General features: G+C 58.5%; 13 protein-coding genes. 12 read left to right on the top strand and 1 reads right to left on the bottom strand.

Translation table 11 applies throughout. From position 1 onward, the window contains the following. Positions 1-665 precede the first annotated feature (665 nt). From rluC to ASD60_RS21650, 3 genes are read left to right on the top strand one after another with little or no spacing between them, the layout of a single operon-like run. Complete coding sequence (rluC, locus tag ASD60_RS21660; RefSeq protein ID WP_056855939.1) at positions 666-1628, top strand: 23S rRNA pseudouridine(955/2504/2580) synthase RluC; 963 nt, start codon at positions 666-668, stop codon at positions 1626-1628. Then, positions 1615-2277, top strand: coding sequence for an HAD-IA family hydrolase (locus ASD60_RS21655; RefSeq protein ID WP_056855938.1), 663 nt, complete (start codon positions 1615-1617; stop codon positions 2275-2277). Before rluC ends, ASD60_RS21655 begins: the two co-directional genes overlap by 14 nt. Positions 2278-2301: 24 nt before the next feature. Next, complete coding sequence (locus ASD60_RS21650; RefSeq protein WP_056855937.1) at positions 2302-3291, top strand: S49 family peptidase; 990 nt, start codon at positions 2302-2304, stop codon at positions 3289-3291. A gap of 150 nt (positions 3292-3441) precedes the next feature. On the opposite strand, the gene ASD60_RS21645 is transcribed toward ASD60_RS21650, so the two are convergent. Next, positions 3442-4020 carry a Maf family protein gene (locus ASD60_RS21645; protein WP_056855936.1) on the bottom strand — a complete coding sequence of 193 codons (579 nt, stop codon included), beginning with the start codon at positions 4018-4020 and terminating at the stop codon, positions 3442-3444. A 105-nt stretch (positions 4021-4125) separates the two neighbouring features. Here ASD60_RS21645 and ASD60_RS21640 point away from each other — a divergent pair, with 105 nt between their 5' ends. The 9 genes from ASD60_RS21640 to mltG all read left to right on the top strand — a co-directional run bounded on the left by ASD60_RS21640 (position 4126) and on the right by mltG (position 11514). After that, the gene (locus ASD60_RS21640; protein WP_007942001.1) at positions 4126-4653 is read left to right on the top strand and encodes a YceD family protein; all 528 of its coding nucleotides are present in this window, start codon (positions 4126-4128) and stop codon (positions 4651-4653) included. A 13-nt stretch (positions 4654-4666) separates the two neighbouring features. Continuing rightward, positions 4667-4849 (top strand): 50S ribosomal protein L32, encoded by a 183-nt coding sequence (gene rpmF / locus ASD60_RS21635; protein WP_003179396.1) that lies wholly within the window; start codon positions 4667-4669, stop codon positions 4847-4849. Positions 4850-4853: 4 nt separating this feature from the next. Continuing rightward, positions 4854-5864, top strand: coding sequence for a phosphate acyltransferase PlsX (plsX, locus tag ASD60_RS21630; RefSeq protein ID WP_082557643.1), 1011 nt, complete (start codon positions 4854-4856; stop codon positions 5862-5864). Between the two features lie 126 nt (positions 5865-5990). After that, on the top strand, positions 5991-6929 hold the full coding sequence (gene fabD, locus ASD60_RS21625) for an ACP S-malonyltransferase (RefSeq protein WP_056855935.1): 939 nt from the start codon (positions 5991-5993) through the stop codon (positions 6927-6929). Positions 6930-6945: 16 nt separating this feature from the next. Further along, complete coding sequence (fabG, locus tag ASD60_RS21620; RefSeq protein WP_056855934.1) at positions 6946-7689, top strand: 3-oxoacyl-ACP reductase FabG; 744 nt, start codon at positions 6946-6948, stop codon at positions 7687-7689. 192 nt (positions 7690-7881) lie between these two features. Continuing rightward, positions 7882-8118, top strand: a complete 237-nt coding sequence (gene acpP, locus ASD60_RS21615) for an acyl carrier protein (protein WP_003175607.1) — start codon at positions 7882-7884, stop codon at positions 8116-8118. Between the two features lie 109 nt (positions 8119-8227). After that, the gene (gene fabF, locus ASD60_RS21610; RefSeq protein WP_056855933.1) at positions 8228-9472 is read left to right on the top strand and encodes a beta-ketoacyl-ACP synthase II; all 1245 of its coding nucleotides are present in this window, start codon (positions 8228-8230) and stop codon (positions 9470-9472) included. Then, complete coding sequence (pabC, locus tag ASD60_RS21605) at positions 9472-10287, top strand: aminodeoxychorismate lyase (protein ID WP_056855932.1); 816 nt, start codon at positions 9472-9474, stop codon at positions 10285-10287. The genes fabF and pabC overlap by 1 nt, the downstream gene beginning before the upstream one ends. Before the next feature lie 3 nt (positions 10288-10290). Beyond that, complete coding sequence (gene mltG / locus ASD60_RS21600; RefSeq protein ID WP_056855931.1) at positions 10291-11514, top strand: endolytic transglycosylase MltG; 1224 nt, start codon at positions 10291-10293, stop codon at positions 11512-11514. Positions 11515-11519 lie beyond the last annotated feature (5 nt).

Here is an 11519-nt window from a genome sequence, read left to right as displayed (position 1 = left end):
GTTCGGCACACACGACTTCTCACGGTCGGTGTCAGGTGCGTCGGGAGTGGTTGGCCATTCCCGTGTCCAGCGATGTCCGGCCAATGTGGGCCTGCATCGCGACGTACGCGTCCTGCTTGCTGTGGCTACTTAAGCACTCAGTCAGGAGGAGGAATCAACCGGCGGCTGTGGACGAGATGAAGCGTCTTGATAAAGCCTATTGCTACACAGTCCAGCGGTTGTGCATCTCCACCCTACACGTATCCCTGATAATTCGGGTGCTGCCGCGCGCAGAATCCGCAGCGGGTTGGCATTTACCGTGAGCTCCGAAAGGGGAGGTCACGCATCATGGCTAATTTAGGCAATGTTTCCGAAGCGTTCGCTCGGGGTCATTCGCAGCTGACTGCACTTTGTGAACTGGCCGTGAATATGGCGCGCAAAACGAGTCAAAACTCTGCTTTGCGGCGTGATTCAGGCCTCATGTCACCTGCGCTCGTTACACCTGCAAACTCCACCGTTACGTAGCGAAAGCCCCGTAGGACGGCCTCGCGTCCTGGTGAATTGCGTTGGTCAGGGTCGGTTTTTGACCGTTGCTCCGCTGTCCAGGCCGCTTTTGGCGGCGTTCGCGACTATAGCAGCAATGATTAAGTGCTTCAATTCCATAAAAAATTGTTATCATCCGCGCCATGACGACTACTGCCCCTTCGACCCCAGGCGTACAACTGCTTGAGGTCTCGCCGGAATATGCCGGCCAACGTATTGATAACTTCCTTCTCGCTCGGCTCAAAGGCGTGCCCAAGACCTTGATTTATCGCATTTTGCGCAAAGGCGAAGTGCGGGTGAACAAAGGTCGGATCAAGCCCGAATACAAGCTGCAGGCGGGCGATATCGTGCGCGTGCCGCCGGTTCGCGTGCCTGAGCGCGACGAACCCGTGCCGCTGGCACAAGGCCTGCTGCAGCGACTCGAGGCCTCGATTGTCTACGAAGACAAGGCGCTGCTCGTGATCAACAAGCCTTGCGGCATTGCGGTTCACGGCGGCAGTGGCTTGAATTACGGGGTGATCGAAGCCTTTCGTCAGTTGCGTCCCGATTGCAAGGAGCTGGAACTGGTTCACCGTCTGGACCGCGACACTTCCGGCCTGCTGATGATCGCCAAGAAGCGCAGCATGTTGCGTCACTTGCATACGGCACTGCGCGGCGATGGCGTCGACAAGCGCTACATGGCGCTGGTTCGCGGTAACTGGGCGTCCTCGATCAAGCAGGTCCGGGCGTCGCTCGGCAAGAGCAACCTGCGCTCCGGCGAGCGAATGGTCGAGGTGGACGAGGAAGAGGGCAAAGAGTCCGTGACCGTGTTCAAGGTCCTGCGTCGCTTTGGCGACTTTGCCACCCTGATCGAAGCCAAGCCTATTACCGGCCGTACCCACCAGATCCGCGTCCATACCTTGCACGCCGGGCACTGTATTGCCGGCGACAGCAAGTACGGTGATGACGATTTCAGCAAGGAAATCCGTGATCTGGGCGGCAAGCGGCTGTTCCTGCACGCCTACATGCTGACCGTGCCGCTGCCCGATGGCGGTGAACTCAAGTTGCAGGCGCCGGTCGACGAAATGTGGGCCAAGACTGTGGAGCGATTGAGTGCGCCCATCTGATTACAAACTGCTGATATTCGATTGGGATGGCACCCTGGCTGATTCCATTGGTCGGATTGTCGAAGCGATGCATGTGGCGTCCGAGCGATCCGGTTTTCAATTGCGCGATGATCTCGCCGTCAAGGGCATCATCGGGCTGGGGTTGCCGGAGGCGATCCGCACGCTGTATCCGGACATCAGCGATAGCGAGCTGATCGCCTTTCGCGAGCACTATGCCGACCACTACATCGCCTCGGAGGCGGTGCCTTCTCCGTTGTTCGAGGGGGTGGTTGAATCGATGCAGGCGTTTCGCGCCGAGGGATATCACCTGGCAGTCGCAACGGGCAAGGCTCGGCGTGGGTTGGATCGGGTGTTGAATGCGCACGGTTGGGCTGACTATTTCGATATCACTCGTGCCGCCGACGAAACCGCCAGCAAGCCTCACCCACTGATGCTTGAGCAGATTCTTGCGCATTGCGAGGTTCGCCCGGAACAGGCGCTGATGGTCGGCGACTCATCCTTCGATTTGCAGATGGCGCGCAACGCCGGCATGGATTCGGTCGCGGTCAGCTATGGCGCCCAATCGATCGAGTCGTTGAAGCTGTTCGAGCCTCGCTTGGCCATCGATCACTTTTCAGAATTGCATGCCTGGCTGAGTCAGCCGGCTTAATACGTTTTTGCTGGGGTAGATGTCATGACCGACGAATGGAAAGCACCCGCCAAGGCGAGCGCAGAGAGCGGTGACGAGAAGAGCTGGAAGCTGTTGGAAAAAACCTTGCTGGCGGGCGTTCAGGAGCAGCGCCGTTCCCGGCGTTGGGGGATTTTCTTCAAGCTGTTGACCTTTGTGTACCTGTTTGGCGCGCTGTTGTTGTTCTCGCCGCTGATGGACATGGAAAAAGCCGCTACCCGCAGCGGCAACTACACCGCGCTGATCGACATCAATGGCATGATCGCCGACAAGGAGCCGGCCAGCGCCGACAATATCGTTGGCAGTCTGCGTGCGGCCTTTGAGGACAAGAAGGTCAAAGGTGTCATCCTGCGCATCAACAGCCCGGGTGGCAGTCCGGTGCAGTCAGGCTACGTCTATGACGAGATCCGTCGTTTGCGTGGTCTGCACCCTGATACCAAGCTCTACGCAGTGATTTCCGATCTGGGTGCTTCCGGTGCCTACTACATCGCCAGTGCTGCCGATCAGATCTACGCCGACAAGGCGAGTCTGGTGGGTTCCATCGGTGTGACGGCGGCCGGGTACGGTTTCGTCGGCACCATGGAAAAGCTGGGTGTCGAGCGTCGCACCTACACCTCGGGCGAGCACAAGTCCTTTCTTGATCCGTTCCAGCCGCAAAAGCCTGAAGAAACAGCGTTCTGGCAAGGCGTGCTCGACACCACGCACAAGCAGTTCATCAACAGCGTCAAGCAGGGTCGGGGCGATCGCCTGAAGGACAAAGAGCATCCGGAGCTGTTTTCCGGCCTCGTATGGTCTGGCGAGCAGGCTTTGCCGCTGGGGCTGGTGGATGGCCTGGGCAATGCCAGTTCGGTTGCGCGTGATGTAATCGGGGAAAAAGAACTGGTCGACTTCACCGTTCAGGAATCGCCATTCGACCGCTTCTCGAAAAAGCTTGGTGCCAGCGTGGCTGAGCATTTGGCGATGTGGATGGGGTTCAACGGTCCGTCGTTGCGCTGATTTCGACACAATCAAGAAAACCGGCCCCACATTTGCGTAATGCTGTTCACTTGAGGGTGAACATTGTGCCCGTGGCGAGGGAGCTTGCTCCCGCAGGGGCGCGAAGCGGCCCCAAAAGCGATCCGACAAGCTCCCTCGCCACAGGATGCCTCAGGGGATTTGCACGCCCTCGGCCAGCAGCATGTCGATCAGGCGGATCAGCGGCAGGCCGACAAGGCTGGTGGCGTCAGGACCTTCGGTGCTTTGAAACAGGCTCACACCCAGGCCTTCGGCCTTGAAGCTGCCCGCGCAATCGTAGGGCTGCTCGGCGTGCAGGTAGCGTTCGATGCGCGCTGCCTCGAGTGTGCGCATGTGTACGGTGAACGGCACGCAGTCGACCTGGCAGTGGCCGGTCTCGCTGTTGAGCAGCGCCAGTCCAGTCAGGAAGGTCACGCTGGCACCGCTTGAGGCCAGCAGCTGTTCGCGGGCCTTTTCGAAGGTGTGGGGTTTGCCGATAATCTTGTCGCCGAGTACGGCGACCTGGTCGGAACCGATGATCAGATGAGCGGCATGGCTGTGCGCCAGTGCGCGGGCTTTGTGCTCGGCGAGACGTTTTACCAGATCAATGGCAGGCTCGCCGGGGCGATGGCTTTCATCAATGTCCGGAGAGCTGCAAGTGAACGGCAGCCGCAGGCGGGCCAGCAAATCCCGGCGATAGACCGAGCTGGAAGCAAGTAATAAAGGCAGCATGCGCAACTCCAAATGGCAGGTGCGAATTCTAGCGAGGCTTCCAAGTGACGGACAGGGCTGAATTTCCTTTGACATGGGCGGGTGCATCCCTATAATGCTGCGCCTATGTTGAATGACCCGATTCCACCTCACGTTGACCCGCGCAAATTGGCTGACCGTGGCACCACCCTTCAAGGTGAAATGCTGCTGGCCGATTTGGAGAGACTCTGCGACCCGCTTTCCGACAATGTCGGTACGGTGCAGGCTAAATTCGTTTTTGAACGAGATGAACGTAAATCTGTGGTAATTCACAGCTTTATCGACACTGAAGTCAAAATGGTTTGCCAGCGTTGTCTTGAGCTGGTCACCCTGCCGATCCATAGCGAATGCAGTTATGCTGTGGTGAAGGAGGGTGCGAATACCCAGTCGTTGCCGAAAGGTTATGACGTGCTGGAACTGGGCGAAGATCCATTGGATCTGCAGTCACTGATCGAGGAGGAGCTTCTGCTCGCCTTGCCCATTGTGCCTGCTCATCATCCGGAAGAATGCCAGCAGCCGGCGGGAGCAGATGAGCCCGAACCGAGCGAGGACGAGGTAACGCGGTCCAACCCGTTCAGTGTATTGGCGCAGTTAAAGCGTGACCCAAACGTTTAGGAGTTAATCAATTATGGCTGTTCAGCAGAACAAAAAATCCCGCTCTGCCCGTGACATGCGCCGTTCGCACGACGCTCTCGAGGCTAGCACCCTGTCTGTAGAAAAAACCACCGGTGAAGTTCACCTGCGTCACCACGTATCGCCAGAAGGCGTATACCGTGGCCGTAAAGTGATCGACAAGGGCGCTGACGAGTAATCACTTGTCCGCTCAAGTCATCGCGATTGACGCAATGGGCGGGGACTTCGGTCCCCGCAGCATTGTCCAGGCCAGCCTTGCTTGCCTGTCTGCTACACCCTCGCTACACCTGACCCTCGTCGGTCAACCCTCCCTTCTTGAAGAACTGATCGCTGGCCATTCGGCTGTGGATCGCGCGCGCCTGTCGATTGCTCCGGCGTCCGAAGTCATCACCATGGACGAGAAACCTGCCCAGGCCCTGCGTGGCAAGCCCGATTCGTCGATGCGCGTGGCGCTTGAGTTATTGCGCGACGGCAAGGTTCAGGCGTGTGTCAGTGCTGGCAATACCGGCGCGTTGATGGCGTTGTCGCGGTTTGTGCTCAAGACGTTGCCGGGTATCGATCGCCCGGCCATGGTGGCGGCGATTCCGACGCAGAAAGGTTACTGCCAGTTGCTCGACCTGGGGGCCAATGTCGATTGCAGTGCCGAACATCTGCTGCAATTTGCAGTGATGGGCTCGGTCGCGGCAGAAACCTTGGGTATTGTTCGTCCACGGGTGGCCTTGCTGAACATCGGCACCGAGGACATCAAGGGCAATCAGCAGGTCAAGCTGGCTGCAACCTTGTTGCAAAGTGCCCGTGGTATCAACTACATCGGTTTCGTCGAAGGTGACGGCTTGTACCGTGGCGAGGCGGACGTGGTGGTGTGCGACGGGTTTGTCGGCAATATCCTGCTCAAGTCCAGCGAGGGGCTGGCGACCATGATCGCCGGGCGAATCGAAGCGTTGTTCAAGAAAAGCCTGCCTTCGCGCATGGTGGGTGCGTTGGCGCTGCCGCTGATGAAGCGTCTGCAGGCTGACCTGGCGCCGGCGCGACATAACGGCGCGAGCTTTCTCGGCTTGCAGGGTATTGTCGTTAAAAGCCACGGTTCCGCCGGGGTGCAGGGTTTTCAGAGTGCTATTTCCCGCGCCTTGATCGAAATTCAGGAAAATCTGCCAGAACGCATTCACGGTCGTCTGGAGGATTTGTTGCTTTAGGCGTTTTCGTCGGACAATGCTTAAATGTGACCGCTCAGTTCAATTGGCCATCCAACTGTCAGTTTCTTGCGTCCCCGATGGCGGGACGTCAATTCTCCGACGACAAGATCATTAGGGGCTTGTTACATGTCTGCTTCCCTCGCATTCGTCTTTCCGGGACAAGGTTCGCAGTCCCTCGGCATGCTGGCCGAGTTGGGCGCGCAACATCCGGTTGTCCTCGAAACATTCAAAGAAGCCTCCGATGCTCTGGGTTACGACCTGTGGGCACTGACCCAGCAAGGGCCGGAAGAGCAACTCAATCAAACCGATAAAACCCAACCGGCAATCCTGACCGCTTCGATCGCCCTGTGGCGCTTGTGGCTGGCAGAAGGCGGCGCGCGCCCGGCTTATGTTGCCGGTCACAGCCTGGGTGAATACAGCGCACTGGTTGCCGCTGGCAGCCTGAGCCTCGGCGACGCGGTGAAGCTGGTCGAGCGTCGTGGTCAGTTGATGCAGGAAGCCGTTCCGGCCGGGCAGGGCGGCATGGCCGCGATCCTTGGTCTGGACGACGCCGATGTGCTGGCAGCCTGCGCCGAAGCGGCGCAAGGTGAAGTGGTCAGCGCGGTCAACTTCAACTCCCCTGGCCAGGTGGTGATCGCCGGTGCCAAGGCCGCGGTCGAGCGTGCCATCGAAGGTTGCAAGGCGCGTGGTGCCAAGCGTGCCATGCCGTTGCCGGTCAGCGTGCCGTCGCACTGCGAGCTGATGCGTCCGGCTGCTGAGCGTTTTGCCGAGTCGATCGCAGCGATCGACTGGCAGGCTCCGCAAATTCCGCTGGTGCAGAACGTCAGTGCCGATGTGCCTGCCGATCTGGAAACCCTCAAGCGCGATCTGCTTGAACAGCTTTACAAGCCTGTACGCTGGGTCGAGTCGGTCCAGGCGCTGGCAGCCAAGGGTGCGACCAATCTGGTCGAGTGCGGTCCTGGCAAAGTGCTCGCCGGCCTGAACAAACGCTGCGCCGAAGGCGTATCGACTTCCAACCTCAATACCCCAGACGCTTTCGCTGCCGCCCGTGCAGCGTTGGCCTGAATCAGGAGAAACTTGCATGAGTCTGCAAGGTAAAGTTGCACTGGTCACCGGTGCAAGCCGTGGCATCGGCCAGGCCATCGCCCTGGAGCTGGGTCGTCAGGGCGCCATCGTTGTTGGCACCGCGACCACCGCTTCGGGTGCCGAGCGTATTGCCGCCACTTTGAAGGAAAACGGTATCCAGGGCACCGGCATTGAGCTCAATGTCACCAGCGACGAGTCCGTGGCGGCTGTCCTGGCGAGCATTCAGGAGCAGTTCGGTGCGCCGGCGATTCTGGTCAACAATGCCGGTATCACCCGCGATAACCTGATGATGCGCATGAAAGACGACGAGTGGCATGACGTTGTCGATACCAACCTGAACAGTCTGTTCCGCCTGTCCAAGGGCGTTTTGCGCGGTATGACCAAAGCCCGTTGGGGACGAATTATCAGTATTGGCTCGGTTGTGGGTGCCATGGGCAACGCAGGCCAAGTAAACTACGCTGCCGCCAAGGCCGGTCTGGAAGGTTTCAGCCGTGCACTGGCGCGTGAAGTCGGTTCGCGTTCGATTACGGTAAACTCGGTGACTCCAGGGTTCATTGATACCGATATGACCCGCGAACTGCCCGAGGCACAGCGTGAAGCCTTGCAGACGCAGATTCCGCTGGGTCGTCTGGGACAAGCTCAAGAGATCGCGTCTGTGGTCGCTTTTCTTGCCTCCGACGGTGCGGCTTACGTTACTGGGGCTACAATCCCGGTGAACGGCGGGATGTACATGAGTTAAATGTGACGGATTGCTTCAAAAAAAATGTCATACGAGCTGTCTAAAATCCGTTATAAAGCTGCAATCTATTTATAGGCAGAGGGTCACCGGGTTTGAGGAGTGAAGCTTTCAGTTGAAAAACTGAAAAGTCTTTCTATACACTTACCCACTGGCCAGCTGCCTGAATTTGTCCATTAGGAGTGAAAACAAGGTATGAGCACCATCGAAGAGCGCGTCAAGAAAATCGTTGCCGAGCAACTGGGCGTTAAAGAAGAAGAAGTGGTCAACACTGCTTCCTTCGTTGAAGACCTGGGTGCTGACTCCCTTGACACCGTTGAGCTGGTGATGGCTCTGGAAGAGGAATTCGAGACCGAAATCCCTGACGAAGAAGCTGAGAAGATCACTACTGTACAAGCTGCAATCGACTACGTTACTAGCCATCAGGCGTAATAGTTTGTAATCGTTGCTTGCTGTCATGGAAAAACCGCACTGCCATCATGGCGTGCGGTTTTTTCTTTAGGCCTGATGCAAAGTCGTCATTTGAAAAAAGGAGAGTGCTGTGTCGCGTAGACGCGTCGTAGTCACCGGTATGGGTATGTTGTCGCCACTGGGCACGGATGTGCCGAGCAGTTGGCAGGGCATTCTGGCTGGCCGCAGTGGCATTGGTCTGATCGAACACACCGACCTTTCTGCCTATTCCACCCGTTTTGGCGGCTCGGTAAAGGGCTTCAATGTCGAGGAATACCTGTCGCTCAAGGAAGCACGCAAGCTCGACCTGTTCATTCAGTACGGTCTGGCCGCAGGTTTTCAGGCAGTGCGCAATGCGGGCCTGGAAGTCACCGACGCCAACCGCGAGCGCATCGGCGTGGCCATGGGTTCGGGTATTGGCGGCTTGACCAATATCGAAGAAACCAGCCGCACGCTGCACGAAACCGGCCCGCGACGGATTTCTCCGTTTTTCGTACCCGGCTCGATCATCAATATGATTTCCGGCTTCCTGTCCATCCACCTGGGTGCACAGGGGCCTAACTATGCCATCGCCACGGCATGTACCACCGGTACGCACTGCATCGGCATGGCAGCGCGCAACATCATGTACGACGAAGCTGACGTGATGATTGCCGGTGGCGCCGAAATGGCCGCCTGCGGCCTGGGCATGGGCGGCTTTGGTGCCTCCCGCGCACTGTCGACCCGCAATGACGAGCCGACCCGCGCCAGCCGTCCATGGGACAAGGGCCGCGATGGCTTCGTATTGTCCAACGGTGCCGGTGCGCTGGTTCTGGAAGAACTGGAGCACGCCAAGGCCCGTGGCGCGACCATTTATGCCGAGCTGATCGGTTTCGGTACCAGCGGCGATGCTTACCACATGACCTCGCCACCCGCCGACGGCGCCGGTGCTGCCCGCTGCATCACCAATGCGCTGCGCGATGCCAAAATCAATGGCGACCAAGTGCAGTACATCAATGCCCACGGTACTTCGACTCCTGCCGGCGACCTCGCGGAAGTCAGTGCGATCAAGTCGGTGTTCGGCGAGCACGCCTACAACCTGGCGGTCAGTTCTACCAAGTCGATGACCGGTCACCTGCTCGGTGCGGCCGGCGCGGTTGAAGCGATCTTCAGCGTGCTGGCGATCAACAGCCAGGTGGCACCACCGACCATCAACCTGGATGAGCCGGATGAAGGCTGCGATCTCGATTTCGTACCGCACACGGCGCGCAACATGGATATCGATGTGGTTCTGTCCAACTCCTTCGGTTTTGGCGGCACCAACGGCTCGCTGGTGTTCCGCCGGTTCGCAGGTTGATGGAAAGCTGGGTCGACGGTCAGCCGGCTGACACGCTGTCGCTGAAAGATCGCGGCCTGGCTTACGGCGATGGTTTGTTCGAGACCATCGCCGTGCGCAATGGTTTCCCGGTGATGCTGGATCGCCATGTATTGCGGTTGACCAGAGGGTGTCAGCGGCTGGCAATCAACCTCGATCATGGCACCATGGTTACAGAGCTGCTCAACTACGCTGCAAAGCTCGACGAAGGCGTTCTCAAGCTGATCATCACCCGTGGTGACAGTTTGCGCGGATATGCCTTTGACCCCTCTGTTCAAGCCCGCCGCATCTTGCTGGGTAATCCTCCGGCGACGTATCCAGCCGCGCATGCCGAGCAAGGCATCCGCTTGTTTCCCTGTACTACACGCCTTTCAGATCAGCCCCTGCTTGCCGGACTCAAACACTTGAATCGGTTGGAACAGGTGCTCGCCCGTTCCGAATGGCAAGATAGCGACCATGCCGAGGGCTTGATGCTCGACCGGGCTGGCCGCGTCATCGAGGGAGTGTTCAGCAACCTGTTCATGGTATGCGATGACGTGCTGATCACCGCCGATCTGAACCGCTGCGGCGTGGAAGGGGTGATGCGTGCCGAATTATTGTTTCAAGCCGAGTCACTGGGCATTCCCACGCAAATCACCGATATCACGCTGGATCAGCTGCAATCGGCAGATGAAGTCTTTGTCTGCAACAGCGTTTATGGCGTGTGGCCAGTGCATGCCTGTGGCGCACTGAGCTGGCCGGTTGGGCCGCTCACCCGTAAACTTCAAACCATTGCCCGTGCGCTACTGGATGTTTGATACGTGAGACGTAAATTCTTGCTGCTGCTGGAAACCGGACTGGTTCTGGCGGGGCTGATGTTGGGTGCTTCTGCCTGGAAAATTCATTCGGCGCTGGTTCAGCCGCTGAACATTACTCAGGAAGAATTGCTGGAGGTGCCCAAAGGCACCACACCGAACCGCACCTTTTTGCGAATGGAAGCCGACGGCATCATCAAGGATGCGTTCTGGTTGCGCGTTTACTGGCGCTTCAACCTGCCCAAGCAGCCTTTGCACAGCGGCGAATACCGCATGACGCCCGGCATGACAGTCGAAGGTCTGATCGACCTGTGGAAGCGCGGTGAAATGGTGCAATACAGCCTGACGCTGGTCGAAGGCTGGAATTTCCATCAAGTCCGTGCGGCGCTGGCCAAAGAGGAAAAGATCGAGCAAACCCTTGACGGTCTGAGCGACAGCCAGGTCATGGACAAGCTTGGTCATACCGGGGTTTTCCCGGAAGGACGGTTCTTCCCCGACACCTATCGTTTCGTGCGGGGCATGACCGACGTCGAGCTGCTGAAGACGGCCTACGACCGTCTCGATGAAGTGTTGGCGAAGGAGTGGAATCAGCGTGCCTCCGATTTGCCCTACAGCGGTCCGTATCAGGCCCTGATCATGGCCTCGCTGGTGGAGAAGGAAACCGGCGTGCCACAGGAGCGCGGGCAGATTGCCGGCGTGTTCGTGCGGCGCATGGCGATGGGCATGCTGTTGCAAACTGATCCGACGGTCATTTATGGCCTGGGCGATCGTTACAACGGCAAGCTGACTCGCGCCCATCTCAAGGAAGCGACGCCTTACAACACCTATATGATTTCCGGCCTGCCGCCGACTCCGATAGCCATGGTTGGCCGTGAAGCGATCCACGCGGCGCTGAATCCGGTGGAGGGCAGCAGCCTCTATTTCGTTGCTCGCGGTGATGGCAGCCATGTGTTTTCCGATGACCTGGATGCCCACAACAATGCCGTGCGAGAGTATCAGCTCAAGCGTCGCGCCGATTACCGTTCCAGCCCCGCACCGGTGACTGCGCCCGAATCGCCGGAAAATGCGATTGAGGAACCTCAAACCGAAGAGCCTCAGGCTGAGCCGGACCAGACGCCGATCCCGGCCGCATCTCCCAACATCACTCCCGAGGCTTTGCCGCAAGTGCCGCCACAAGAACCTGCACCTACGCCCGCACCGGATGCAGCCGCGCCGCAAAACCCGCAATGATTCTG

This window comes from Pseudomonas sp. Root562, from assembly GCF_001427125.1.
In the GTDB taxonomy this organism is placed as follows: domain Bacteria; phylum Pseudomonadota; class Gammaproteobacteria; order Pseudomonadales; family Pseudomonadaceae; genus Aquipseudomonas.
Note: the sequence above shows the minus strand (reverse complement) of the source record. Positions and strands in the feature narration are given on the sequence as shown.